Genomic DNA, 24,367 nt, shown 5'->3' on the forward strand with positions numbered 1-24,367 from the left:
GCCGGCGACGTCATCAACGACACGCTCGTTCCCTATGGCGACTTCGACACCAATGTCGTCCAGTATTACTTCGACGCAGGCAACGGCTTCTCGGCCGTGGTCTCTCTCGAAGAAGGTGCTGGTGACGGCTCAGGCTTGGAAGCTGTCGGCACGATCGACAGTTACGTTCCGCATGTCGTCGGCGGCGTGAAGTGGACGCAGGGCTGGGGTGGCATCAGCGGCGTCGCTTCTTACGACAGCAACTACGACGAGTTCGCCGGCAAGGTTCGCTTGGACGTAAACGTGTCCAGCGCACTGTCGCTGTTTGTCATCGGCGGCTACGGTACCGACAGCCACCTGACCGACTCGGGTTATGATCGCGGCTTCTACAAGCAGTGGGGCGGCCACTGGGCGTTCTGGGCTGGCGGCACCTACAAGGTCAACGAGAAGACTGCGCTCAACCTCCAGGTGTCGGGTGATCAGTTTAAGAACTACGGCGTTGCGGCTAACGTTGCCTATGAGGTTGTTCCCGGCCTGAAGGTCACTGGCGAAGTTGACTACCTCCATGACGGCAGGTTCGGTCAGCCGGACAACTCCAACTGGACCGGCGCCACCAAGAAGAACAGCGTCGGCGGCATCCTCCGCTTCCAGCGCTCCTTCTAAGGGCTGGTTCCTTACAGGTGAAATCCAGCCCGGGCGCACAAACGCCCGGGCTGTTTTTGTTTCGTGACTGGGTCAACGCAAACGCAAGGAACAGGGGGAATCGATAGCTGAACTAATCCGCGGGACGATTTCGTGGGATCCGCAGATGGGCGGATGAGATCACGACCGCGTGATTTAATCTCTTGAAAGGACGCTTCCAAGCGGATAGGGCTGATCTATCCACTCGGGGGTGTGGACAATAATGACCAACGAAGCGATTCAAGAGGGTGTGCCCTCTGACTATTTTACGGCGTTCTCTTCTTCGAAGATCAAATACACCTACAACGAGATCAGAGAAGTAAAGTCGTATCGGGTCGGAGAGCTTTTTTCGGCGTATCGAGACATATTGTGGGATGATGGGCGGCATAAATATAATGTCAGCTCTTTCATCGGCGAAATAGATGAGCTCCTCCTTGGGGAGCGTTTCAGCGCCTTTGACCAGAGTACCCTAGATAACCTTATCGGCACCTTGCGCCAGCGCGGCAACAGCAACGCAACCATCAATCGAAAGATGGCTGCCCTTAGCAAACTGCTGCGCAAGGCCTACAAGATGGGAGACATCCACAGCCTGCCCGAGTTCCGCCGCCAGAAGGAGCGGGCGGGACGGATTCGCTTCCTTGAAAGAGACGAAGAGGCGAGGCTGTTTGCTGCCACCAGGAGCCGCAGCGAAGACGCTTACCGGCTTTCCGTTTTCCTGGTCGACAGCGGATGCCGTCTTGGCGAGGCGCTCGGGCTGATCTGGAACGACATCCAGGAACATCGGGTCAGTTTCTGGATCACCAAGTCCGGCCGTAGCCGCACCATTCCGATGACCGAGCGGGTCAAGGAAGTCATCAAGCTGCCCCCGACCGAGGGGCGCCGGCCCAAAGGCCCGTTCACCAAATTGAGCCAGGCCCAGTACCGTGCAATCTGGAACGAGGCGAAAGCCGAAGTGGGCCTTGGTGCTGACGACCAGGTCGTGCCGCATATCTTGCGCCACACTTGCGCCTCGCGTCTTGTCCAGGGCGGCATAGACATCAGGCGCGTCCAGATGTGGCTCGGCCACCAGACGCTGTCGATGACCATGCGCTACGCGCACCTGGCCACCAATGATCTCGATGGTTGCGTCACCGTGCTCGAAACGCCTCGGAGCAGCGGTGCCGATAGCGATTTGGTCGTCCCGGCAGCTCCCGCCAAGACACCTGACAAGGCACCTAAGCAGAACAAGAAGAACGAGCCGGGGGAAGAGAAATCTACACCCAAGGCGGCACAAAGAAGTTCGAAATCCCGGTAAAACCGGCCGAATGGACAGAAAGCCTGGGACCAGGATTGATCCCGGGCTTTTTGCATCAGGCCCCCCGTCTTTCCGCGCGACCGAGAAACGCAGCTATAGTGTCGGGCAGGCTGCCGGTTTCAAGGAAAGGGGCGTGCCCCTGGCCCTCGACCGTAATCGTTTCCATCGCCGGATGGCGCTCTTGCATCTGTTGCAGCGCATCCGCGGAGAGCAATCTCGAATTGGCACCGCGTATGGCGAGCAAGGGAATGGCCGCCAACGCGTCGAATTGCGGCCACAGGGCCGGCAGCGGCTGCGACAGGTCGAGACCGGCAACCGTGTCGACGAGCTTCGGGTCGAAATCCGGCAACAGGCCTTGATCCGTCGCCCGGTAGAGCGCCCTCACCATCCGCGTCCAGTCGGCGTCGGTGAGAATGGGGAAATCCTTGCCGTGAACGCTGCGCTGGGCCTCCATGGCCTCCGTGAAAGTTTTCGGCTTCGGCGCGCGTTCTAGGTAGGACTGGATGTGGGCGAGACCGGCGGGCTCGATCACCGGCCCGATGTCGTTGAGAACAATGGCTTTCAGCACGCCCGGCCGCGCTGCGCCGAGCACATGAATGATCAGCCCGCCGCGCGAAGTGCCGATAAAGGCCGCCGCCTCGATGCCGAGTGCCGCCAGCCCGCCAAGAATGTCGCCGGTCTCGACGCCGACATGATAGTGACTGACGTCGGGATCGTAGGCTGACTGCCCGCGTCCGCGATAGTCGAAGGCGACCACCCTGCGCGGATTGGATCCCGCCGAAAGGCGCAGCGCCAGCTCGTGAAAATCCCGGGCGTTGCGGGTCAGGCCAGGCAGGCAGATGACCGGCCAGTGTCCGGAATTCGCTTCGCCATAGACGCGGGCATGAAGTCTCAGCCCATCAGACGCGGCGTAGAAGAAGTCGGAGAAGCCTTTGAGATTCGGCATCTGGGCACGCACTTTCCTGCAGCAACATTAGTTCCGATTGCTACAGGGGAGGGTGGATGCGGTCAAACGGGAGACCTGGCTACCGGTCATCAGGGAAGATCGTCAGCAAAACTCTTATTCTTGGTGTCGGTCAGCTTCGTCCGTTCACGAGGTCGCCGACGATATCGTATTTGCCGGAAATACGCATCTTGTAGACTTCGTAGTTCTCCATCACGCGCTGCACGTAACTTCTTGTTTCCGTGTAGGGAATTCGCTCGATCCAGTCCACTACCGCATCGATGTCCCTGCCGCGCGGATCACCGTACTTCGCCATCCATTGGCTGGCCCTGTTGGGGCCGGCATTGTAGCCGGCGAAAGTCAGCACATAGGAACCGTTGAAACGATCGAGCTGCTCGCCCAGAAAGGCCGAGCCAAGCGTCGCATTGTAGCCGGCATCGGTGGTCAGCCGTGCCTGCGAGAACTGCAATCCGGCCTTCTTCGCCAATTGTTTGGCGGTTCCCGGCATCAGCTGCAGCAGCCCGCGCGCGCCGGCACTCGATACGGCGCCGACGTTGAATTCGCTCTCTTGCCGGGCGATCGCATAGGCCAGCGCCTTGCCGGAGCCGGAAATGTTGGCCGAATCAGGGATGACGCCGAGGGGATGCGACAGGGCGCCGACATCGATGCCGCGCGCGCCGGCGATCTTGCCGACCTTCAGGGCCATGAAATGGTTGCCCTGCTTCTCCGCGAGGACGGCGAGCAGCGCCAGTTCGCCGGGGCTCGTCAGCTGCCCGGCGAGGTCGCGATAGAGCGTTTCGGCATAGCGGTCATAGCCCGCCTCCTGCAGCCGTTTGATGGCGCTGACGGCCTCGCGGCCGGCAAAGTTCTGCCGGTCGGCAGCGCTTGGTTGGGGATAGACTATGTCGAGCGCCTGCCGGCCGACCCGTTCAGCGGCCAGCTGGCCGTAAAAAGTGGTGCCATACGCAGCCGCACGCCCGAAATAATCCTTGGCATTGCCGGGCCCGCCCACTTCCGCCGCGCGGCCGAGCCAGTAATAGGCGCGCGACAGTGTCATCGGCCCTTGCGCAAGATCGGCGATGCGCGCGAAATGCGTTGCGGCAAGCTTGGGATCGTTCAGGCCGCGTAGCGCGTACCAGCCGGCATGGAATTCGGCTTCCGCGGCATTGGCGGCACTTTCGGCGGCATGCGTGGTGACGATCCGGTAAGCCGTCTTCATGTCGCCTTGGTCGACCAGTTCGCGCGACAGCACCCGGCGCTCGACCCACCAGGCGTCCGGGTCAACAAGAGCCTCGCGGTCCGTCGGCGCCTTCATCACAACGGCGGCTGCGCCGGCAAAATCCTCCTGCTTGCGCAAATATTCAGCCTGCGCGAAGAAATAGCCGGCCGAACGCTGCGCCGCCGGCACTGCGTTCAGCAGTTTCAGCGCATTCTTGTCGCCTCTGTCGGCCGCCGCCCAGGCGTCGGCAAGCTGCCGGGCGCCAGCGGGGCCGGCGATACCCAGGGCGGAATTCACCCGGTCGGCATAGAACATGCGCTCCATGCGAAAACGATGATCGGCGGCAGGGATCAGACCGCCGAATTCCTTGATCAGCGCCGTCTCGTCCTTGGCCTCCAGGATCGCGGTGCGCCAGAACGGCGACAGCACCGAGCGCGCAGCCTTGGCGTTGCCCGTTGCCACATAGGCGCGGGCGAGAACCATCACGCCTTCGAATGTCTGCGGCTGGCTGCCATCGAACGCCGCAATGACGATGTTGGGAGCGGGGTTCTCGCGGTAGAGCGCGCGCTCGCTATTCTTGCGCAAGGCGACGGTACCTGGCCAGTTGGGCAGCATTTTCGCGGCCGCGGCGATATCGCCGCTCGGAACCTTGTCGCCGCCGTAAAGCGCGATCGCCCAGGCCAGGATGTGCTGGTCGAGCGATTGCGTGGGAAGCGCGTCGCGCACACCGCGAGCGCCGGAAATATCGCCTGCCGCCAGTGCGTCCAGCCCGTTCTTCAACATGGCGACGCTGGGGGAGGAATCCTGTTGCGTCTTGCCTTGCGGGCTTGGCATGGGGATCGCCGAAGTGACCCGCACATCGACGCTGCCGCTGATCGCCACGCCGGGCACCAGCACGGCGATGGCGCCAAGCAGCGCGAAGAGGTGAGGCCGATTGGCCGGCATGGTCTTACGTCTTTCCTAATCCTGGCATTGTAACAGCAGGCCGAGATGTCTCGAAGCCTAAACTTAGGTCGTGAAGAGCCCGTAAACAAAAGGTTATCAAGGCCGTTCGAATTGCGCTTGCTGGCACCACGGCAATGCTTGCCGCGCAACCATGTCGAGACTATGGTGCGCGGCTTCGCTTTCGGTTAGAAGGCGCGCACGACAAAGCACCGACGCATGTCGCCCGAAAGTGGAATACCGGTTTTGGGACAACGACATGCATAGACAACAGTCCCAAGGAGTTGGACGACATGCTGAGAGGCTCGCTTACCGCGCTCGTGACACCGTTCGAAAAGAGCGGGCGTTTCGACGAGAAAGCCTTTCGCGCGTTCGTTGCCTGGCAGCTCGATGAGGGCACCAGGGGCCTGGTTCCCGTTGGGACTACCGGCGAGTCGCCGACGCTGTCGCATGACGAGCATCGCCATGTCGTGAAGGTCTGCATCGAGGCGGCCAAGGGCCGCGCGCCGGTGGTTGCCGGCGCTGGCTCCAACAACACCGAGGAAGCCGTTGGGCTCGCCCAATATGCCGAAAAGGCCGGCGCCGATGCCGCCCTGGTCGTCACGCCCTACTACAACAAGCCGACGCAGCGCGGCCTCTACGAGCATTTCGCCGCCGTCGCCAGGGCAACCAAGCTGCCAATCATCATCTACAACATCCCGCCGCGCTCGGTGATCGACATGACGCCGGAGACGATGGGCCGGCTGGCGCACGACTTCAAGAACATCGTCGGCGTCAAGGATGCGACCGGCAAGGTCGAGCGCGTGTCCGAGCAGCGTTTGACCTGCGGCAAGGATTTCATCCAGCTTTCCGGCGAGGATGCTTCGGCCCTCGGCTTCAACGCGCATGGCGGTGTCGGCTGCATCTCGGTGACCTCGAATGTCGCGCCGCGGCTCTGCGCCGAATTTCAGGAGGCAACGCTGTCAGGCGACAGTGTGAAGGCGCTCGAACTGCAGGATCGTCTCTTGCCGCTGCACAAGGCGATCTTCATCGAACCTGGCGTTTCCGGCGCCAAATACGCGCTATCGAAGCTGGGCAAAGTCGAGAATGTGCTGCGCTCGCCGCTGGTGACGGTCGAGCCGTCGACGGCCGAAAAGATCGATGCGGCCATGAAGCATGCCGGCTTGATAAATTAGGGATGAGGCGCCACCTCTCCGCATTATGAATCAAGTCAGAAAAGCCGATCCCAACAACAAGACCGTTGCCGAAAACCGCAAGGCGCGTTTTTCCTATGAGGTTCTCGACACGATCGAGGCAGGCTTGGTGTTGACCGGCACCGAGGTCAAGTCTCTGCGCCAGGGCCAGGCCAACATCCAGGAAAGCTACGCTTCGGTCGAGGGCGGCGAGATCTGGCTGATCAATTCCTATCTGCCGGAGTACCTGCAGGCCAATCGCTTCAACCACGAGCCGCGCCGCCGCCGCAAGCTCCTGCTCAACAAGCGTGAGATGGCGAAACTCTCGCAGAGCGTCGACCGCGAAGGCATGACCCTGGTGCCGCTAAAAATCTATTTCAACGATCAGGGCCGCGCCAAGCTCCTGCTCGCCGTCGGCCGCGGCAAGAAACTGCACGACAAGCGCGAGACCGAAAAGCAGCGCGACTGGTCGCGTGAGAAGGGCAGGCTCTTGAAGGAACGAGGTTAGGCTGGGGCTATTCGCTTGAAGAGCCGGATTGTCCTGCTGAGTTTGGCCACCCTGGTTTTGGTGTGCTTGGTCGCCGCGAGCGGCTATTTCTATTTCAGGGCGTTCTCCCCGGATCGCGGCAAATATCCGGTCAGAGGCATCGACGTTTCCCATCATCAGGGCCAGATCGACTGGCGGCGCGTTGCCGCCGATGATGTCGCCTTCGCCATTATCAAGGCGACCGAGGGCGGCGATCATGTCGACAAAGCCTTTGCCGCCAATCTGCGGGAGGCCCGCGCCGCCGGGCTTGCCGTGGGTGCCTATCACTTCTTCACCTTCTGCCGGCCCGGCGCCGACCAGGCGAAGAATTTCATCTCGGTCGTGCCGCACGATCAGCCCATGCTGCCGCCGGTCGTCGACATCGAGTTCGGCGGCAACTGTCCGCAGCGTCCGTCGGCCGGACAGTTGAATGCCGAACTCCAGGCCTTCCTCGAACCTGTCGAGGCGGCATTCGGCAAACCGGCGATCGTCTATCTGACGGATGAGGCGGAGGCCGCCTATGCCGGGCAGATCGCCGCTCGCCCGCTCTGGCTTCGCTCGCTGCTTGTGAAGCCGGATCGTGACGACTGGGTCTATTGGCAGTATCACAACAGGGGGCGGGTGGATGGTATTGAGGGTGACGTTGACCTGAACGTTCTTCAAGGCGGGCAGGAGAAGTTGGCGGCGCTGCTTGCGGCGGCGCATTGAGCCGTGCCGGGCGAGACGGATCCGATCCGGATCGGTCGAAGCAGTGAAGGAGACACATACCTATGGCTCGATCGGCGACGTGAAACCGGACGCCTTGCTGCCGGTGTGAGCCGATGTCGGGGATGCGGTGGTCTCAATTCTTCAGGAATGCCTCGATCTCGCCGAAGACCCTGACAAACATGTCTTCGGTCAAGACACCGGTATTGGTGTTGTAACGCGAGCAGTGATAGCTCGAAAACAGCGCAACGCCGCCGGCCGTCAGCTGCCCGCCATGTTTGAACGGATAGGCGGCGACGCGCCCGCCCAGCGCCCGCACCGTCGACTGGTGCGCGATCGAACCCAGTGCCAGCACGGCCCGCAGGTTGGGAAAGCGAGCGATCGTCGGCACCAGGAACGTCCTGCAGGTGGCGATCTCGGCGGCGACCGGCTTGTTCTCCGGTGGCACGCAGCGTACCGCATTGGTGATCGCCGTGCCGACGAGCGCCAGCCCGTCATCGGGCCTCGCCTTGAATTCGCCGCGAGCGAAACCGTGCGCGATCAGCGTCGAATAGAGCAGGTCGCCGGCATAGTCGCCGGTGAAGGGGCGTCCGGTTCTGTTGGCACCGCGCAGGCCGGGCGCCAGCCCGACGATCAGAAGTTGAACGGTATCCTCGCCTTCCGGCGGCAGGAAGGTCGGCACCGGCGCGTTGAACCAGGACGGTTCGAGCTGCCGCCATTCGGCAATGAAGTCATGCAGCCGCGGGCAGAGCGGGCAGTCGCGGTTCGGTTCGGAAATGGAAGGGGCGGTCAAGTCGACCGGCCTCAATAGTCTTCCTCTTCGACTTCGGCCGGTTCGGGCCGCCTTACAGGCCGTTCGGACGGATCGCGGCCAACTTCGTTCTTCAGCGTCGTCAGGTCGATGAAGTGGTCGGCCTGGCGGCGCAGATCATCAGAGATCATCGGCGGTTGCGAGGCCATGGTCGAGACGATCGACACCTTGCGGCCACGCCGCTGCAGCGCCTCGACCAGCGTGCGGAAGTCGCCGTCGCCGGAGAAGATGACATAGTGGTCGACGACGTCGGCAAGTTCCAGCGCATCGACGGTGAGCTCGATGTCCATATTGCCCTTGATCTTGCGGCGGCCGGTGGAGTCGGTGAATTCCTTGGCCGGCTTGGTCACCACCTTGAAGCCGTTGTAGTCGAGCCAGTCGATCAGGGGGCGGATCGATGAGTATTCCTGATCCTCGACCAGCGCGGTGTAATAATAGGCGCGCAGCAGGTAGCCGCGCTTCTGGAAACTCGACAGCAGCTTGCGATAGTCGATGTCGAAGCCGAGCGCCCGCGATGTGGCGTAGAGATTGGCGCCGTCGATGAACAGGGCGATCTTTTCACGGGGGTCGAACATGGAAAATATTCCTTTTCGAAAATGCGGCCGTCTAAACGAAATGCGGTAGCGACGGTCGGTCAGGCTCATAATAAACCGGCTGACCTTGACCATCCGAAATAACGCCAGTTTGGTGGCAATCCAAGGGCGTGTCGCCGTACTGCAAGCAATTGTGATCGCGAAGCCGGACATGGAAGCGGCCCGGTTTCGCCAAATTCGGTGTCTGGACACAGGATTGAGCGCCCAATGGTCCCGCCAATGCCATGATGCTTGTATTTTGGCGGCGTTCAGGTTATGGACCGCGTCTGTTTTCCATCAAATCCAGGCATGAAAGGGGCAATCCATGGCCCGCGTAACCGTTGAAGACTGCATCGACAAGGTCGACAACCGCTTCGAGCTGGTGCTCCTTGCCGGCCACCGCGCTCGTCAGATCAGCCAGGGCGCGCAGATCACCGTTCCTCGTGACAACGACAAGAACCCGGTCATCGCGCTGCGCGAGATCGCCGACGAGACGCTGTCGCCCGACGATCTCAAGGAAGACTTGATCCATTCGCTGCAGAAGCATGTCGAGGTCGACGAACCCGAAGCCGATGGCGAGGCAATCGCCGATCAGACCGGCGGCGCTGTTGCGGCTGCCGAGACCGACGACGCCGAGGATAACGTCACCTTCGATCGCATGACCGAGGAAGACCTGCTGGCCGGCATCGAAGGTCTGGTACCGCCGGAAAAGAGCGACGACTACTAAGAGAGTTCTCCAGAAGCGGCTGGAACAATCGTCCGGCACTTCCGTCTCGTCAGTTTCGTGGCTATCTATGACATGCGCCGTACATCAGTGCGGCGCATGATTCATTTCATCGCCGAGAGATTGTGCCCATGATGCGTCAGTATGAGCTTGTCGAGCGCGTGCAGCGCTACAAGCCTGACGTCAACGAGGCATTGCTGAACAAGGCCTATGTCTATGCCATGCAAAAGCATGGCCACCAGAAGCGTGCTTCGGGCGACCCCTATTTTTCGCATCCGCTCGAAGTCGCCGCCATCCTCACCGAAATGCACATGGACGAGGCGACGATCGCGGTCGCCCTGCTGCACGATACCATCGAGGACACCACGGCGACGCGGGCCGAGATCGACGAGCTGTTCGGCCCCGAAATGGGCAAGCTGGTCGAGGGCCTGACCAAGCTGAAGAAGCTCGACCTCGTGTCGAAGAAGGCGGAGCAAGCGGAAAACCTGCGCAAGCTTCTGCTGGCGATTTCGGAAGATGTCCGCGTGCTTCTGGTCAAGCTCGCCGACCGTCTGCACAACATGCGCACTCTCGACCATATGCCGGAGGCCAAGCGCCTGCGCATTGCCGAGGAGACGATGGAGATCTATGCGCCGCTTGCCGGCCGCATGGGCATGCAAGGCATGCGTGAAGAGCTGGAGGAGATAGCCTTCCGTTATATCAATCCGGAAGCCTATCGCGCCGTCACCGCCCGGCTGGCCGAAATCTTCGAGCGCAACAAGGATGTGCTGTCCGAAATCGAGAAGGCGCTTTCGGGTCTGTTCGAAAAACACGCGATCAAGGCCGGCGTCAAAAGCCGCCAGAAGAAGCCTTGGTCGGTGTTCCGCAAGATGGAGGCCAAGGCCCTGTCCTTCGAGCAGTTGTCCGACATTTTCGGCTTCCGTGTCGTCGTCGATACAGTCGAGGACTGCTATCGCGCTCTCGGCGCCATCCACACCACATGGTCGATGGTGCCTGGCCGCTTCAAGGACTACATCTCGACACCGAAGCAGAACGACTACCGTTCGATCCACACCACCATCGTCGGCCCCTCGCGCCAGCGCGTCGAGCTGCAGATCCGCACGCGCGAGATGAACAAGATCGCCGAATACGGCGTCGCCGCCCATTCGATCTACAAGGACACCGGCGGCAAGACGAACGGGGCCGGCCATGCGATCTCGAAGGAGACGAACGCCTACGCCTGGTTGCGCCGCACCATCGAGCAGCTCGCCGAAGGCGACAACCCCGAGGATTTTCTCGAAAACACCAAGCTCGAGCTGTTCCAGGACCAGGTGTTCTGTTTCACGCCGAAAGGCATGCTGATCGCGCTGCCGCGTGGCGCCACACCCATCGACTTCGCCTATGCGGTGCATACGGACGTCGGCGACACCTGCGTCGGCGCCAAGGTCAATGGCCGCATCATGCCGCTGATGACGGAACTGAAGAATGGCGACGAGGTCGAGATCATCCGCTCCAAGGCGCAGGTGCCGCCGGCCGCGTGGGAATCCGTCGTCGTCACCGGCAAAGCGCGGGCCGCCATCCGCCGCGCCACCAAGAACGCTATCCGCAAGCAGTATTCCGGGCTCGGCGCGCGCATTCTGGAGCGCGCCTTCGAACGGGCCGGCAAGAGTTTCACCAAGGAAAGCCTGAAGCCGGTGCTGCACCGGCTGGCGCGCAAGGACATCGAGGACGTGCTGGCCTCGGTGGGACGTGGCGAGTTGGCCTCGACGGATGTGATGAAGGCGGTCTTCCCCGACTACAAGGACGAGCGCGTCACGCCGGCGGCACCCAAGCAGCGCGAGGAAGGCTGGTCGAAGATCCGCAATGCCGCCGGCATGCTGTTCCAGATTCCCGGCCGCGCCGCGCGCAAGGACAAGGACCAGCCGCGCGATGGCGCCGTGCCGATCCGCGGCGTGCGCGGCGACCTGCCGGTTCGGTTCGCGCCGGAAGGGGCGGTGCCTGGGGATCGTATCGTCGGTATCGTCCAGCCGGGCACCGGCATCACCATTTATCCGATCCAGTCGCCGGCCCTGCAGGCCTTCGACGACCAGCCGGAGCGCTGGATCGACGTGCGCTGGGATATCGACGAACGCACCAAGGAGCGCTTTCCCGCGCGTGTCTCGGTCACAGCCATCAATGCGCCAGGGTCTCTTGCCGACATCGCCCAGGTCGTCGCCTCCAATGACGCCAACATCCACACGCTGTCGATGGTGCGCACGGCGCCCGATTTTACCGAAATGCTGATCGATCTCGAAGTCTGGGATCTGAAGCATCTCAACCGGCTGCTGTCGCAGCTCAAGGACAATTCGAGCGTCAGCGATGCACGGCGCGTGAATGGCTGACGCGGCTGATCTATGAGGGGATAGGCGCAGATGAATACCGAAGAAGTGCTGGGCATTTTCCGCGAGGCGGGCGCTGTTCTGGAGGGGCATTTCATCCTGACGTCTGGCCTGCGCAGTCCGGTCTTCCTGCAGAAAGCGCGCGTGTTCATGCACGCCGACAAGACCGAGCGCTTGTGCAAGGCGCTGGCCGAGAAGATCCGCGCCGCGGTGCCAGGCAAGATCGACTATGTCGTGGGTCCGGCGATCGGCGGCCTGATCCCGGCCTACGAGACCTCACGCCATCTCGGCGTGCCGGCGATCTGGGTCGAGCGGGAAGGGGGCGAGTTCCGCCTGCGGCGCTTCGAGATCGCGAGCGGTGCCCGTGTCGTCATAGTCGAGGATATCGTCACCACCGGCCTGTCGATCCGCGAAACCATCGATTGCCTGCGCGAACTTGGCACCGAGGTGGTGGCCGCCGCCTGCATCATCGACCGTTCGGCCGGCAAGACCCATGTCGGGGTGCCGCTGATCGCGCTTGCCGAGTATGAAGTTCCGGCCTATCCGCCGGACCGACTGCCGCCGGAGCTTGCCGCCATACCGGCAATCAAGCCCGGCAGCCGCAACATCTGACTGGGAGGTCGAATGATCGTCGGCATCGATCATTTCGTGCTGACGGTGGCGTCGCTCGAAGCGACGTGTGCCTTCTACCAGCGCGTGCTGGGCTTTGAGCGCGTTGATACGCCGGGCCGGCCGACGGCGCTGGCTTTTGGCCGTCAGAAAATCAATGTCCACGAGGCCGGTCGCACCTTCGAGCCTAAGGCGAAGCTGCCGACGCCTGGATCCGGCGATTTCTGCCTGGTCACCGATCGGCCGCTCAGCGAATTTCTCGCCAGCCTCGAGGCTAGAGGTGTGGTGGTGGAGCTTGGGCCGGTCGAACGGATCGGAGCGCGGGGCCCGATGATGTCGGTCTATTTCCGTGATCCGGATGGCAACCTTGTGGAAGTCAGCCAGTACCTTCGGTAGTTTCGCAAGCACTCGGCTGCGACAATAAGCCGACGCTTCTTCTCAAATTCGCCGTGATTGTCCGGTGTTGGAGAGATGAACCTTACCAAAAATTATGGCGGTGCGGCCGCTGTGCAGGTGGCCCTCGGTTGTTGTCGGGGTTGCGGATAGCTATATCAAAGTCGCGATTGCCTTTCGGCGACCGCAAGGCGCAAGATATGGCGATCGAAGCCCGGCTGGCAGCAGCCGGCACACGAGTTGTTGTTATCGGGAACAGGAAAGAGTGCTTTTTCGTCGCCGCAAGCCTGATGGCCTTCTCGAGCGGGTGCGCACATATCTATGGCCGCGCCGTTCGTTTTCGCGTTCACTGCAGTATTTCTCCAAGCGCATCCTGAGGCTGAAGGCCACGCCGCACGCGGTGGCGGCCGGGGTCGCGGCTGGTGTCTTCGCTTCGTTCTTTCCCGTGGGCTTCCATTTCATCATTGCCGCCGTTCTGTGTTGGGTGATCGCCGGCAATCTGGTGGCGGCGGCGCTCGGTGCCGTTTTCTTCGGCAATCCGCTGACCTTTCCGCTGCTCTGGGGTGCGTCCTGGGAAACCGGCAAACTCATCCTGCATGATCGCCTGCCGACACATGGTCCACCGGCGCATCTGGGCGAGATGCTGCACACGCTTTCCTTCGCGAAACTATGGCATCCGGTGCTCGAGCCGATGCTGATCGGCGCGGTGCCGCTCGGGCTGGTGTTCGGTCTCGTGTTCTACGGTATCACCCGCTGGGGCATGAAGGTCTTCCGTGCGCAAAGGCGCAAGCGGCTGGCCGAGCGCGCAAGCCGTCGTGAGCAGTCGTCCCATCCTACGGAAAGCATCGGCTCCGCCGCGCGATGATCATTGGCATCGGCAGTGACCTGATCGACATCACGCGCATTGAGAAGTCGCTGGAGCGTCACGGCCAGCGTTTCATCCAGAGAATCTATACCGAACTCGAGCAGGCGCGTTCGGAGAATCGGCGTGCTCGCGCCGCCTCATACGCCAAGCGCTTCGCCGCCAAGGAGGCTTGCGCCAAGGCGCTGGGTACTGGTCTGGCGCAAGGTGTCTTCTGGCGTGACATGGGCGTCGTCAATCTGCCCAGCGGCGCGCCGACGATGGCACTGACCGGCGGAGCCTTGGCGCGACTGGAAAAAATCCTTCCCCGAGGGCATCGGGCAGCGATCCACCTCACGATCACGGACGATTTCCCGCTTGCTCAAGCCTTTGTGATCATCGAGGCGTTGCCCGTCGAACAAGCGCCACATTGATTGCATTTGACGACCGGCATTGACGTTGCCCAGCGCACGCCGAGACTCTATACATCCAACGCACAATCGAGGACGACATGAGCGTGGCTGAAAAATCCCAGAAGAAATCCGGCGGGCTTGGCGAAACCGTCAGCGTCATCGTCCAGGCGCTCTTGCTCGCGCTCGTTATCCGCACGCTCTTGTTTCAGCCCTTTTCGATCCCGTCGGGATCGATGCGGCCGACGCTTCTGGAAGGCGACTATCTGTTCGTCACCAAATGGTCCTACGGCTATTCGCGCTATTCGCTGCCTTTCGGGCCCGACATCTTTTCGGGCCGTATCTGGGGCTCCGAGCCCAAGCGTGGCGACGTGGTGGTGTTCAAGTTCCCGCCGGACCCGTCCGTTGACTACATCAAGCGCGTGGTCGGCTTGCCTGGCGACAAGATCCAGATGAAGGATGGCCAGCTGTTCATCAACGGCGTCGGCGTGCCACGCGTGAAGACCGGCCAGATCGACAATCCCGACATCACGGAAAAGGATTATCCGATCGACGTCTACCGCGAGACATTGCCCAACGGCGTCAGATACGACACGCTCGATCTGTCGCCGAACTCGATCGGCGACAACACCCGCGAATTCGACGTGCCGCCCGGCCACTATTTCATGATGGGCGACAACAGGGATAATTCCGCCGACAGCCGGTTCACCGTCGGCTATGTTCCCGCCGAGAACCTGGTTGGCCGCGCCAACCTTGTCTTCTTCTCGATCGCCGGCAAGGCAAGCCCGCTCGAAATCTGGAAATGGCCGTCGCTGATGCGCGTTTCGCGCCTGTTCCATTTTGTCAACTAGGGTCATGGCGGTAACGAAGCGGTTGACCGCCGATGCGCTCGCCGAAGCGCTTGTGGAACATACGGGCCATGCCTTTGCAGACCGCCAGCGTCTGCAGCGCGCGCTCACCCATGCCAGTGCACGCGGCGCCAATGCCGGCTCCGATTATGAGCGTTTCGAATTTCTCGGTGACCGGGTTCTCGGCCTTGTCGTTGCCGACATGTTGCTGGCCGCGTTTCCCGACGCGGCGGAAGGCGAACTGTCGCTGCGCCTCAATGCGCTGGTCAATGCCGAGGCGCTTTCCGAGATCGCGGAGGATATAGGGCTGCCGGACCTGATCCGTGCCGGATCGGATGTGCGCGGGCTCGAAGGGCGCAAGCGCGTCAATCTGCGGGCCGACGCCCTGGAATCGCTGATCGCCGTGCTCTACCTGGACGGTGGGCTGGAGGCGGCGCGTGCTTTCATCCACAAATACTGGCAGCCCCGTTCGCAGGCCTCGGGTGCGGCACGCCGCGACGCCAAGACCGAATTGCAGGAATGGGCGCACCAGGCGGCGAGCGCGGTTCCTGCCTATCAGATCGACAGCCGCGAAGGGCCGGACCACGATCCGCTGTTCACCATCAGCGTAAGGGTTGGCGCATTTCTGCCTGCAACCGGCACCGGCCGATCCAAGCGCGAGGCCGAGCAGGCCGCTGCCGCGGCTCTTCTGATTCGTGAGGGTGTCTGGGTCAACGAAGGGAGCGCGGCATGACCGCCGAAGACAACGCAGCTGCTCCCGCCACGCACTCCGGCTTCGTCGCGCTGATCGGCGCACCGAATGCTGGCAAGTCGACGCTGGTCAACCAACTGGTCGGCGCCAAGGTGTCGATCGTCACCCATAAGGTGCAGACGACACGCGCCATCGTGCGCGGCATCGCCACGCATGACAATGCACAGATCGTCTTCGTCGATACGCCTGGCATCTTCAAGCCCAGGCGGCGCCTCGATACGGCGATGGTGACGACTGCCTGGGGCGGTGCCAAGGATGCCGATATCGTACTGTTGCTGATCGATGCCGAGCGTGGCATCCGGGGCGATGCCGAAGCCATCCTCGAACGGCTGAAGGACGTGCGCCAGCCGATGGCGCTGATCCTCAACAAGGTCGATCGGGTGAAGCCAGAGGCGCTTCTCGCCCTGTCCGCGGCAGCCAACGAGAAGGTGCCGTTCCAGCGCACCTTCATGGTCTCGGCGTTGACCGGCTCCGGCTGCAAGGATCTGCTCGATTATCTGGCACAGGCGCTGCCGGCCGGCCCCTGGTACTATCCGGAAGACCAGATTTCGGACCTGCCGATGCGCCAGCTGGCGGCCGAGATCACCCGTGAAAAACTCTATCTCAGGCTGCATCAAGAGTTGCCCTATTCCTCGCACATCGAGACCGAGAAATGGGAAGAGAAAAAGGATGGCTCGGTGCGCATCGAGCAGGTCATCTATGTCGAGCGGGACAGCCAGAAAAAGATCGTGCTCGGCCACAAGGGCGAGACCATCCGCGCCATCGGCCAGGCGGCGCGCATGGAGATTTCGGGCATCCTCGAGCAGAAGGTGCACCTGTTCCTGTTCGTGAAAGTACGCGAGAACTGGGGCGACGATCCCGAGCGCTACCGCGAGATGGGGCTGGAGTTTCCGCATTAGGGCATGAAAAGGCGCGTCGCTGACGGCCGAGACTGGCGCGCCGCCTTTGCAGCTGCCCATTTCTGTGTCACCGCCGATAGGTGTGCCGGGGGGAAGGGGCATGCCTCGCATTGGTCCGTCCATCGTTGAATCGAAGGCGAAACGTCACGGCACGAGCATATCGCTAGCCTCCCCCGATTCGCGGGGCACTTGGCCGCGGTCCTGATTGCCTTGGAGCGCGTCGATGCGGTCAGTGATCTGGCGTCCGGGGCGGCGCGATTTCTTCCGTCGCGGCAGATGGAGTTGACTCCCGTTCTCACCAATTCAAGAGTGGGAAGCAAATACTTCCTAATGTACTTAGGTGGCGTATAATCACCAATTGAAACATATAAGGTAAACGTCAATAAAATAAAGTTAGACGCGAAATAAGGCGGGATTATTACACAAATGCGACGGTGTGCCATTTGTGCTGCATTGAAAATGAAGGCGCATGAATTAGTGTTATTTGTGCAACACGGATTTAATCTGTGGCAGGAATCCGGCCTATTTATGGAATTGTCATTGAAGGCTGAAGATCGATGGGTATGTTCGCGATCGAAAAGGGGTCGCGGTGCGGGCCGTTTTCGCTGTGGGGGTGAGGCGAAATTGATCCGTCTTCCACAAATCCGAAGCTAATTTTTTAACTTGACTGGAGAGGTCAGAAAATGAACATCAAGAGCCTCCTTCTCGGCTCAGCCGCGGCACTGATCGCGGTCTCCGGCGCACGTGCCGCGGACGCCGTCGTCGTCGCCGAACCGGAACCGGCCGAATACGTCAAGATCTGCGACGTCTACGGCGCCGGCTACTTCTACATCCCGGGCACCGAGACCTGCCTGCGCATCGGCGGCTATGTCCGCTATGACATCGGCGTCGGCGATGCCGGCACGTTCGACGGGGTCAACCATGTCCCGGACCATCAGGGCGACGGCACTCATTCGACCTACTACAAGAACACCCGCTTCACGCTGAAGACCTGGACCGGTCAGGAGACCGAGCTCGGCACCTTGAAGACCTACACCGAGACCCGCTTCAACTATGGCAACAGCAGCGGCGACTATGTCAACGGAAGCACCGACTGGCAGGGCCGTAACAAGTCGCTGTCGCTGCGTTTCGCCTACATCCAGCTCGGCGGTCTGCGCGTCGGTAAGGACGATACGGCTTTCGATACCTTCATCGGCTATGCGGGCAACGTCATCCAGGACACGATCGTTCCCTATGGCGGCCAGGAGAGCAACGTCGTTCAATACTACTTCGACGCAGGCAACGGCATCTCGGCGATGGTCTCGCTCGAAGAAGGCGCCGGCACCGTCGGGACCATCGACAGCTATGTTCCGCATGTCGTCGGCGGCTTGAAGTACAAGGCCGACTGGGGTGCGATCACCGGCGTTGTCGCCTATGACAGCAACTACGAGGAAGTGGCCGGCAAGGTCCGTTTGGACGTCAACGTCACCAAGGAACTGTCGCTGTTCGTCATGGGCGGCTACGGCACCGACGACAACCTCACGGACGACGCCAACAACGTCATCGACGCACATGGCCGTGGCTTCTACAAGCAGTGGGGCGGCAACTGGGCAGTCTGGGGCGGCGGCACCTACAAGTTCAACGCCAAGACTTCGTTCAACGCCCAGGTCTCCTATGACGACTGGAAGAACCTCGGCATCGCCGCCAACATTGCCTATACCGTTGTGCCGGGCTTTACGGTCACGGCTGAAGTCGACTACCAGAACGTCGGCGATGACACCCCGGCCAATTCCGTATGGGCCGGCGCAACCAAAAAGAGCAACGTCGGCGGCATTCTCCGCTTCCAGCGCTCGTTCTGATCGATTAATCTGCCAGAAGCCGCCCGCAGCATTCGCTGCGGGCGGCTTTGTTTTGACGAGGGCTAAAGCCGTAGGCCACACCTGAGCCGCATCTTGATTTCGCCATTCAACCGGTGAAAAGCTTTTGTGATGGAATGGCGCGACGAGGGAATCATTCTCGGCACCCGCAAGCATGGCGAAACCAGCGCCATTCTCGAGGTGATGACCCGCGCGCATGGCCGCCATCTCGGTCTCGTGCGCGGCGGCCGCTCGCGCAAGCAGCAGCCCGTTCTCCAGCCCGGCAACCGCGTCGATCTCTTATGGCGGGCGCGCCTTGACGAGCATCTCGGCACGTTCCAGGCCGAGGCGATCGAGATGAACGCCGCCCGGCTGATGGACAGCGCCGTCGCTGTCTACGGGCTGCAGACCATGGCCGCGCATCTGCGCCTGCTGCCGGAGCGCGACGCCCATGGCGGCCTTTACGAAGCGCTCGCCGTGATGATCGTCCATCTTGACGATGCCGATGCGGCTGGCGAACTGGTGGCGCGCTTCGAACTTCTGATCCTCGATGAACTCGGCTTCGGCCTTGATCTCAGCCAATGCGCCGCCACCGGCACGCGGCAGGATCTTGCCTATGTCTCGCCGAAGTCCGGCCGCGCGGTGTCGCGTGAAGCAGGCGCGCCATGGCACGGCAAGATGCTGGTGCTGCCGGCTTTCCTGCAGCGCGGCTCCGGTCTGCGCGCGGATCCGGCGGCGATCGAGGATGCCTTCCGGCTGACCGGCTTCTTCTTTACCCGCCATATCTATGAGCCGCGCGGTATCAACGAGCCCGACGCCCGCACCGGTTTTCTTGCCGCACTTCGCAAGCACCACGCGCGTGGCAAGGCCATCGCCGGAGAGAACGCGGCATGAGCGAAGTCGAACTCTATCCGGGCCGGGTCTCGCCGCTCGGCCTCGGCACAATCCCGCACGCCGACATAACGAAATATACCGGCCTCGAACTGCTGCAGCGCATTATCGACGGCAAATATCCGGCACCGCCGATCTCCTACCAACTCAGCTTCGCATTAACTGAAGTAGAGAAAGGCCGCGCCGTGTTCCGCGGCGTGCCGAATGAGCGCCACCTCAACCCGTTGGGTGGCGTACACGGCGGCTGGGCGGCAACGCTGCTTGATTCGGCGCTGGCCTGCGCCGTGCAGACGCTGCTCGAAAAGGGCGAGGCCTACACGACTGCGGAATTCAAGGTGAACCTGACGCGGCCGATCACGCCCAGGACCGGCGAGGTGGTCTGCGAGGGCAAAGTGGTCCACAAGGGCCGCACGCTTGCCGTTTCGGAAGCGACGCTGAAGGATGCCCGCGGTAAGCTTCTGCCTTTCGGCACCGAGACATGTTCGATATTTCCGGCCGCCAATCTGGCGGCGCGTTGAGTTTTCCAGCCGCCTGGCCGCCGCATTTGAATGTCAGTGAGACGAAACGTCAGTGAAAACTGGCCTGGTTTGGGGGAACCGCCATGTTTGAGAACCTGATCGGCCTTGTCGCCATCATCGCCCTGTTTGTCATCATATCGCGCCAGCAGAACCGCATCGGTCTGATCGAGCGCGAACTTGGCGCCCTGCGTAGCCTTGTGCTCTCAGGCGCTTCGCCGCCCGTGGCCAAGCCGACCGAACAGGCTGCGGCCGATGGCAAGTTGGACGAGGCGCCGGTGGCAGTGGCGGCCGCCGATATCTCGCCGGCGGCGGGCGAGCCGATCACCGCGCAGGGGCAGGCCACGGAAGTGGAAGCTCTGACCGGCGAGGTCCTGGCTGGCCCGTGGAACGCAGGCGAGGCGGCGCAGACGGCAACGGGACCTGCCGCGCCGGCAGCCGCTGCGAAAGCCACTCGCCGGTCCGACGTCGAAACGGCGCTCGGCACCCGCTGGGCCGTCTGGGTCGGTGGGATCGCGCTGGCGCTGGGCGGGCTGTTCCTGATTCGCTACACCATCGAGGCCGGCATTTTCGGCCCTGGCGTGCGGCTCACCATGGCGGCCGTGCTTGGGGTGGTGCTGGTTGCCGCTGGCGAGTTCATTCGCCGCACCGGCTTCAGGGTGCCGGTGCAAGGTGCGGCCGGCGCCTACATTCCGGCGATCCTGACGGCGGCAGGCGCCTTCATCCTGTTCGGCGCTGTCTATGCCGCTCACGGCATCTACGGCTTCATCGGGCCGGCACTTGCCTTCACGTTGCTCGGTGCCATCGGAATCGCCACCATCGCCGCCGCTCTCGTTCACGGCCAAGCGCTGGCCGGCATCGGCCTCGTCGGCGCCATTGTAACCCCAATGCTGGTTGCCTCGCAGGCGCCCAATCCCTGGGCGCTATTCGGCTATCTCGCCATCGTGCTGGCCGCCACAGGCGTTATCGCTCGCATGCGCGACTGGAAATTGCAGATGGCGGCCGCTTTTGCCGGCACGGGCATCTGGACCGTCCTTTACATGATGGATGCGCCAGGCGCGAACCTCTCCGCCATCCTGTTCATCGACGCCATCACGCTCGCCGTACTCGCCTTTGCCTGGCTCGGCCGCCGTGGCGGCGAAACCGAACCGGCCAAGGCATTCGACTGGCCATCGGTCGTGCCTGGCTTGTTCATCGCACTCTCTGCGCTGGGCCTGTCGGTCGACCCGGTCTTTGCCGCTGCCGGCTATGCCGTGCCGGGCGCGGTCTTGCTTGCCGCGATGGTGGCCGTTGCGCTCTACCGTCCGCTGGCCCTGCCGCTGCTCTACGCCGCGGGGCTGGCGACGGCGCTGATCTATCTCGGCATCATCCCGCCGACCTCAATCACTTCCGACTTTTCGAATGGCGTCTTGGGCGTTGATGGCTCGCCTTTGGCCATCGCCAATACGCTGACATTGCGCATTGGCCCGGCACTGGGCCTCGTCTTCATTGGCGCCGGGCTCTGGGCGGCGCGAAGATTTGCCGCCGCAACACAGATACGCGCCGCCTCATGGGCGGCATGGGGCGTTGTCGTGCCGCTGGTCATCCTGCTGGCGCTGTGGCTCACCTTTGGCGATCTCGACCGAGACTTCGCCTATGCCGCCGTCGCAGCTCTTCTGGTTGTGGTTTTCGCCGCTGGCGGCGAGTGGATCGCGCGGGTCGAGAAGCCGCTCAAGGGCGGCATGGCGGTGTCGTTTGCCTTGGGTGGCGCGGCCGTCGCTGGCCTGCTGATGCTGCACATGGCTTTCGTTTCCGGCTGGACCACTGTCCTGCTGGGTGCGGCGACAATTGTGCCCGCATTGGCGACCCGCTGGCGCTCTTATCCCGTGCTCGGCTGGATTGCTGTCGGCGCGGTGATTGCTGTGCTTGGCCGCGTCGCCTTCGATCCGACCATCGTCGGCGCGGAATTCCTTTCCAGGACGCCGGTGTTCAACTGGCTGCTGCTTGGCTACGGCATACCCGCGCTCGCTTTCGGCTTCACCGCCTGGCAGCTCGCCCGCACCACCAATGGCCGCCCGCGCCTCGCCATGGAAGCGGCAGCGGCGCTGTTTGCGCTGCTCACCATTGCCATGTTGGTGCGTCATGCGATGCATGGCGGCATCATCAACAGCGATGCGCCAACGCTTGCCGAGCAGGCGATCTACACGCTGATCGCCATCGGCGCCGGCGCCATCCTGGTCGCCATAGACCGGCGCTCGCCAAGCTCGGTGCTGCGTTACGGCTCGATGGCCGCCGGCGTGGTTTCAGCCGCTTTCGTCATCGTCCAGCACTTCCTGGTGCTCGATCCGCTGTTTACGGACGAATCCACCGGCCGGATTCCGGTCTTCAACCTGGTGTTCCTGGCCTATCTCTTGCCGGCCGTCGCCGCCGGCGGGTTGGCGCTCTATGCCCGAGGCAAGCGGCCGAAATGGTATTCGGCGATGCTGGCGCTGGTCGCGGCTCTTCTTGCCTTCGCCTATGCCACGCTGTCGGTAAGACGCCTGTTCAAGGGCGAGTTCATCGGCCTGTGGAGCGGACTCGGTCAGCTGGAGACCTACACTTATTCGGCGTTGTGGCTGGTCATCGGCGTAGCGTTGCTCACCGCCGGCGTCTGGCTGAGGTCGCAGGTGCTGCGCGTTGCCTCCGCCGTGCTGATCGCGGTCGCCGTGCTGAAGGTCTTCCTGTTCGACATGTCGGAACTGGAAGGCGTGCTCAGGGCGCTGTCCTTCATCGGCCTGGGCGCCGTGCTGATCGGCATCGGCCTGTTCTACCAGCGGCTTCTGACGCGGGCGGCGAGGGAGACGGTATCTGTAGGCGAGCAATGATGGGGGAAATTCAATCCAGCCGGAATAAACCGGCACCCGCCAGCGTTATCTCATTGCTTGGGTGACCGGGGCGGCGGACCGCTTCGCGCTGGCCGCTTGCGCCACGCCGGGAAGGCGCGTTCAATCGAGATCAATAAGGGCGAGCTCAGAACCAGCGGTCATGGACGAAAAGAAGGCAGCAATCCTTGGCGAAATACCGCGCCTGCGCCGTTATGCACGCTCGCTTTTGCGCGACCGCGATGCTGCCGACGACCTCGTTCAGGACTGCCTCGAGCGCGCACTGCTGCGGCTCGACAACTGGCAGACAGGAGAAAGCCCCAGGAGGTGGCTGTTTACGATCATGCATCATTTGTTCATCGACCAGATGCGCAAGGTGAATCGCCGCGGCGAAGCGGCGATGCTGCCGCTGGAGGCGGGCGAGACGGTAGCCCAACCGGCCGAGCAATTGGACGGCATCGCCTCACGCGAGATCATCGACGCATTGCAGGCGATCAGCCCCGATCGCCGCGCGGCCCTTGTCATGGTTGCCATTGAAGGCTTCTCCTACGCCGAAGCCGCCAACATTCTGGGCGTGCCCGCTGGTACGCTGATGTCACGCATTGCGCGCGGGCGTGAGGAACTGCGTGGGTTGCTGGACGACACGGCACGCCGCCGCGCGATAAGGATCGTCGAGAAATGATCCGCCGCGATTTTTCCGAACGTGACATCCACATGGCGCTCGACGGCGAACTGCCAGCCGATGAGCGTGTCACCTATGAAGCCTGGCTCGAGGCCAATCCTGAGATGAAGGCCAGGAGCGCCCGCTTCACCGCCGACCGGGAGGCATTGCGCGCCGCCCTTGCCGGCGTGCTGGATGAGGCCGTACCAGTGCGATTGCGCAAGGTCGTGCTCGGCGAAACGCCGGTCAAGGCAGAGGCGCCACGTTCACGCTGGTGGCTTGGCGCGGCCGCGGCCGTGCTTCTGGCTGCGGGTGGAATTGGCGGCTACGTCGCCGGCATTGGCGGCATCGGGCAGGAGGATCCGGCGGAAGACCGGCTCGCCGAACAGGCGATTGCCGCCCACGTCATCTACGCGGCCGAGAAGCGGCACGCGGTGGAAGTGCCGGCCAGCGACAAGGATCATTTGCAGACCTGGCTGTCCAACCGGGTCGGCCTGAAACTGGTGGCACCGGACCTGACCGCGAACGGTTTTCAACTGATCGGCGGTCGGCTGCTGCCGGCCGGCGAAAGCAAGGCCGCGATGCTGCTTTACGAGGACGACAAGGGAGAGCGCATATCCCTGTTCGTGACGGCGGAATCGGCGGAAAATGCCACGGGCACCTATGCTTCGGCGCAGGCGGGTCCGCAGGCCATCTACTGGCTGGACAAGGGCTATGGCTGCGCCGTCGTTGGCTCGCTGCCGCGTGACCAATTGGCAGTGGTGGCAAAGAGCGCTTATGGCCAGCTTCTGGCAGGTCTCGCAAGCTGAGTTGGCGGCTATTTTCGCAGCCGGCGGAGCCTCGAGACAGCGATCCTGTTCAAAGCCAGGCCGCTTCCATGCCGTCGAGGAAACTGTCACAATTCGGCCCTAATCAGGGAGCGATAGCGCTTCATGAATACCGGCGCTTC

The 24,367-nt window shown here is 62.4% G+C and carries 24 protein-coding genes; 20 read left to right on the forward strand and 4 right to left on the reverse strand.

Annotation, left to right across the window (positions count from 1 at the left end; translation table 11 throughout):
- Positions 1 to 642 (forward strand): porin (locus FJ934_RS23335; protein WP_140612792.1); only part of this gene is annotated, 642 nt, incomplete at its 5' end.
- A gap of 241 nt (positions 643 to 883) precedes the next feature.
- Positions 884 to 1,954 (forward strand): site-specific integrase, encoded by a 1,071-nt coding sequence (locus tag FJ934_RS23340; protein WP_181165738.1) that lies wholly within the window; start codon positions 884 to 886, stop codon positions 1,952 to 1,954.
- A 55-nt stretch (positions 1,955 to 2,009) separates the two neighbouring features.
- Here FJ934_RS23340 and FJ934_RS23345 read toward each other — a convergent pair whose 3' ends face one another.
- Together FJ934_RS23345 and FJ934_RS23350 are read right to left on the reverse strand one after the other, a co-directional pair.
- Positions 2,010 to 2,900: an alpha/beta hydrolase gene (locus FJ934_RS23345; protein ID WP_140612793.1), complete on the reverse strand. Its 891-nt coding sequence runs from the start codon at positions 2,898 to 2,900 to the stop codon at positions 2,010 to 2,012.
- 130 nt (positions 2,901 to 3,030) lie between these two features.
- Positions 3,031 to 5,061 (reverse strand): lytic transglycosylase domain-containing protein, encoded by a 2,031-nt coding sequence (locus tag FJ934_RS23350; RefSeq protein WP_140612794.1) that lies wholly within the window; start codon positions 5,059 to 5,061, stop codon positions 3,031 to 3,033.
- A gap of 290 nt (positions 5,062 to 5,351) precedes the next feature.
- Here FJ934_RS23350 and dapA point away from each other — a divergent pair, with 290 nt between their 5' ends.
- The 3 genes from dapA to FJ934_RS23365 are packed head-to-tail and all read left to right on the forward strand — an operon-like array spanning position 5,352 to position 7,464.
- Complete coding sequence (gene dapA / locus FJ934_RS23355) at positions 5,352 to 6,233, forward strand: 4-hydroxy-tetrahydrodipicolinate synthase (protein ID WP_140612795.1); 882 nt, start codon at positions 5,352 to 5,354, stop codon at positions 6,231 to 6,233.
- A 25-nt stretch (positions 6,234 to 6,258) separates the two neighbouring features.
- A complete protein-coding gene (gene smpB, locus FJ934_RS23360) occupies positions 6,259 to 6,738 on the forward strand; it encodes an SsrA-binding protein SmpB (RefSeq protein WP_027053368.1) in 480 nt (159 codons plus the stop codon).
- 15 nt (positions 6,739 to 6,753) lie between these two features.
- A complete protein-coding gene (locus FJ934_RS23365; protein ID WP_140612796.1) occupies positions 6,754 to 7,464 on the forward strand; it encodes a GH25 family lysozyme in 711 nt (236 codons plus the stop codon).
- 133 nt (positions 7,465 to 7,597) lie between these two features.
- Here FJ934_RS23365 and FJ934_RS23375 read toward each other — a convergent pair whose 3' ends face one another.
- Together FJ934_RS23375 and FJ934_RS23380 are read right to left on the reverse strand one after the other, a co-directional pair.
- A complete protein-coding gene (locus FJ934_RS23375; protein WP_140612797.1) occupies positions 7,598 to 8,254 on the reverse strand; it encodes a uracil-DNA glycosylase in 657 nt (218 codons plus the stop codon).
- Positions 8,255 to 8,265: 11 nt separating this feature from the next.
- Complete coding sequence (locus FJ934_RS23380) at positions 8,266 to 8,847, reverse strand: NYN domain-containing protein (RefSeq protein WP_140612798.1); 582 nt, start codon at positions 8,845 to 8,847, stop codon at positions 8,266 to 8,268.
- 322 nt (positions 8,848 to 9,169) lie between these two features.
- On the opposite strand from FJ934_RS23380, the gene rpoZ reads away from it, so the two are divergent.
- The 15 genes from rpoZ to FJ934_RS23455 all read left to right on the forward strand — a co-directional run bounded on the left by rpoZ (position 9,170) and on the right by FJ934_RS23455 (position 24,227).
- Positions 9,170 to 9,571, forward strand: coding sequence for a DNA-directed RNA polymerase subunit omega (gene rpoZ / locus FJ934_RS23385; RefSeq protein ID WP_140612799.1), 402 nt, complete (start codon positions 9,170 to 9,172; stop codon positions 9,569 to 9,571).
- A 128-nt stretch (positions 9,572 to 9,699) separates the two neighbouring features.
- Positions 9,700 to 11,928: a bifunctional (p)ppGpp synthetase/guanosine-3',5'-bis(diphosphate) 3'-pyrophosphohydrolase gene (locus FJ934_RS23390; protein ID WP_140612800.1), complete on the forward strand. Its 2,229-nt coding sequence runs from the start codon at positions 9,700 to 9,702 to the stop codon at positions 11,926 to 11,928.
- A 30-nt stretch (positions 11,929 to 11,958) separates the two neighbouring features.
- Entirely contained in the window at positions 11,959 to 12,537 is a 579-nt protein-coding gene (gene pyrE / locus FJ934_RS23395) for an orotate phosphoribosyltransferase (protein ID WP_140612801.1), read from the forward strand.
- A gap of 12 nt (positions 12,538 to 12,549) precedes the next feature.
- Positions 12,550 to 12,930, forward strand: a complete 381-nt coding sequence (locus FJ934_RS23400) for a VOC family protein (protein WP_140612802.1) — start codon at positions 12,550 to 12,552, stop codon at positions 12,928 to 12,930.
- 262 nt (positions 12,931 to 13,192) lie between these two features.
- Positions 13,193 to 13,792, forward strand: coding sequence for a DUF2062 domain-containing protein (locus FJ934_RS23405; RefSeq protein WP_140612803.1), 600 nt, complete (start codon positions 13,193 to 13,195; stop codon positions 13,790 to 13,792).
- Complete coding sequence (gene acpS / locus FJ934_RS23410; protein ID WP_140612804.1) at positions 13,789 to 14,202, forward strand: holo-ACP synthase; 414 nt, start codon at positions 13,789 to 13,791, stop codon at positions 14,200 to 14,202. Before FJ934_RS23405 ends, acpS begins: the two co-directional genes overlap by 4 nt.
- Before the next feature lie 77 nt (positions 14,203 to 14,279).
- The gene (gene lepB, locus FJ934_RS23415; RefSeq protein ID WP_140612805.1) at positions 14,280 to 15,029 is read left to right on the forward strand and encodes a signal peptidase I; all 750 of its coding nucleotides are present in this window, start codon (positions 14,280 to 14,282) and stop codon (positions 15,027 to 15,029) included.
- A gap of 4 nt (positions 15,030 to 15,033) precedes the next feature.
- On the forward strand, positions 15,034 to 15,759 hold the full coding sequence (gene rnc / locus FJ934_RS23420) for a ribonuclease III (RefSeq protein WP_140612806.1): 726 nt from the start codon (positions 15,034 to 15,036) through the stop codon (positions 15,757 to 15,759).
- Positions 15,756 to 16,676: a GTPase Era gene (gene era, locus FJ934_RS23425; RefSeq protein WP_140612807.1), complete on the forward strand. Its 921-nt coding sequence runs from the start codon at positions 15,756 to 15,758 to the stop codon at positions 16,674 to 16,676. Before rnc ends, era begins: the two co-directional genes overlap by 4 nt.
- A 683-nt stretch (positions 16,677 to 17,359) precedes the next feature.
- Positions 17,360 to 18,514 (forward strand): porin, encoded by a 1,155-nt coding sequence (locus FJ934_RS23430; protein ID WP_140612808.1) that lies wholly within the window; start codon positions 17,360 to 17,362, stop codon positions 18,512 to 18,514.
- Positions 18,515 to 18,643: 129 nt separating this feature from the next.
- A complete protein-coding gene (recO, locus tag FJ934_RS23435; protein WP_140612833.1) occupies positions 18,644 to 19,405 on the forward strand; it encodes a DNA repair protein RecO in 762 nt (253 codons plus the stop codon).
- Positions 19,402 to 19,920 (forward strand): PaaI family thioesterase, encoded by a 519-nt coding sequence (locus FJ934_RS23440; RefSeq protein WP_140612809.1) that lies wholly within the window; start codon positions 19,402 to 19,404, stop codon positions 19,918 to 19,920. The genes recO and FJ934_RS23440 overlap by 4 nt, the downstream gene beginning before the upstream one ends.
- An 83-nt stretch (positions 19,921 to 20,003) precedes the next feature.
- The gene (locus tag FJ934_RS23445) at positions 20,004 to 22,760 is read left to right on the forward strand and encodes a DUF2339 domain-containing protein (RefSeq protein ID WP_140612810.1); all 2,757 of its coding nucleotides are present in this window, start codon (positions 20,004 to 20,006) and stop codon (positions 22,758 to 22,760) included.
- A 160-nt stretch (positions 22,761 to 22,920) separates the two neighbouring features.
- Complete coding sequence (locus tag FJ934_RS23450) at positions 22,921 to 23,439, forward strand: RNA polymerase sigma factor (RefSeq protein WP_140612811.1); 519 nt, start codon at positions 22,921 to 22,923, stop codon at positions 23,437 to 23,439.
- Entirely contained in the window at positions 23,436 to 24,227 is a 792-nt protein-coding gene (locus FJ934_RS23455; RefSeq protein WP_140612812.1) for an anti-sigma factor, read from the forward strand. The genes FJ934_RS23450 and FJ934_RS23455 overlap by 4 nt, the downstream gene beginning before the upstream one ends.
- Positions 24,228 to 24,367 lie beyond the last annotated feature (140 nt).

Origin of the sequence: Mesorhizobium sp. B2-4-12 (assembly GCF_006441575.1) — a bacterium.
GTDB lineage: Bacteria > Pseudomonadota > Alphaproteobacteria > Rhizobiales > Rhizobiaceae > Mesorhizobium.

What these genes read in the sequence shown, in the direction of transcription:
- FJ934_RS23340 (WP_181165738.1), top strand. Translation starts at nt 884, where the DNA reads ATGACCAACGAAGCGATTCAAGAGGGTGTGCCCTCTGACTATTTTACG.
- FJ934_RS23345 (WP_140612793.1), bottom strand. Translation starts at nt 2,900, where the DNA reads ATGCCGAATCTCAAAGGCTTCTCCGACTTCTTCTACGCCGCGTCTGAT.
- FJ934_RS23350 (WP_140612794.1), bottom strand. Translation starts at nt 5,061, where the DNA reads ATGCCGGCCAATCGGCCTCACCTCTTCGCGCTGCTTGGCGCCATCGCC.
- dapA (WP_140612795.1), top strand. Translation starts at nt 5,352, where the DNA reads ATGCTGAGAGGCTCGCTTACCGCGCTCGTGACACCGTTCGAAAAGAGC.
- smpB (WP_027053368.1), top strand. Translation starts at nt 6,259, where the DNA reads ATGAATCAAGTCAGAAAAGCCGATCCCAACAACAAGACCGTTGCCGAA.
- FJ934_RS23380 (WP_140612798.1), bottom strand. Translation starts at nt 8,847, where the DNA reads ATGTTCGACCCCCGTGAAAAGATCGCCCTGTTCATCGACGGCGCCAAT.
- rpoZ (WP_140612799.1), top strand. Translation starts at nt 9,170, where the DNA reads ATGGCCCGCGTAACCGTTGAAGACTGCATCGACAAGGTCGACAACCGC.
- FJ934_RS23390 (WP_140612800.1), top strand. Translation starts at nt 9,700, where the DNA reads ATGATGCGTCAGTATGAGCTTGTCGAGCGCGTGCAGCGCTACAAGCCT.
- pyrE (WP_140612801.1), top strand. Translation starts at nt 11,959, where the DNA reads ATGAATACCGAAGAAGTGCTGGGCATTTTCCGCGAGGCGGGCGCTGTT.
- FJ934_RS23400 (WP_140612802.1), top strand. Translation starts at nt 12,550, where the DNA reads ATGATCGTCGGCATCGATCATTTCGTGCTGACGGTGGCGTCGCTCGAA.
- acpS (WP_140612804.1), top strand. Translation starts at nt 13,789, where the DNA reads ATGATCATTGGCATCGGCAGTGACCTGATCGACATCACGCGCATTGAG.
- lepB (WP_140612805.1), top strand. Translation starts at nt 14,280, where the DNA reads ATGAGCGTGGCTGAAAAATCCCAGAAGAAATCCGGCGGGCTTGGCGAA.
- rnc (WP_140612806.1), top strand. Translation starts at nt 15,034, where the DNA reads ATGGCGGTAACGAAGCGGTTGACCGCCGATGCGCTCGCCGAAGCGCTT.
- era (WP_140612807.1), top strand. Translation starts at nt 15,756, where the DNA reads ATGACCGCCGAAGACAACGCAGCTGCTCCCGCCACGCACTCCGGCTTC.
- FJ934_RS23430 (WP_140612808.1), top strand. Translation starts at nt 17,360, where the DNA reads ATGAACATCAAGAGCCTCCTTCTCGGCTCAGCCGCGGCACTGATCGCG.
- recO (WP_140612833.1), top strand. Translation starts at nt 18,644, where the DNA reads ATGGAATGGCGCGACGAGGGAATCATTCTCGGCACCCGCAAGCATGGC.
- FJ934_RS23440 (WP_140612809.1), top strand. Translation starts at nt 19,402, where the DNA reads ATGAGCGAAGTCGAACTCTATCCGGGCCGGGTCTCGCCGCTCGGCCTC.
- FJ934_RS23445 (WP_140612810.1), top strand. Translation starts at nt 20,004, where the DNA reads ATGTTTGAGAACCTGATCGGCCTTGTCGCCATCATCGCCCTGTTTGTC.
- FJ934_RS23450 (WP_140612811.1), top strand. Translation starts at nt 22,921, where the DNA reads ATGGACGAAAAGAAGGCAGCAATCCTTGGCGAAATACCGCGCCTGCGC.
- FJ934_RS23455 (WP_140612812.1), top strand. Translation starts at nt 23,436, where the DNA reads ATGATCCGCCGCGATTTTTCCGAACGTGACATCCACATGGCGCTCGAC.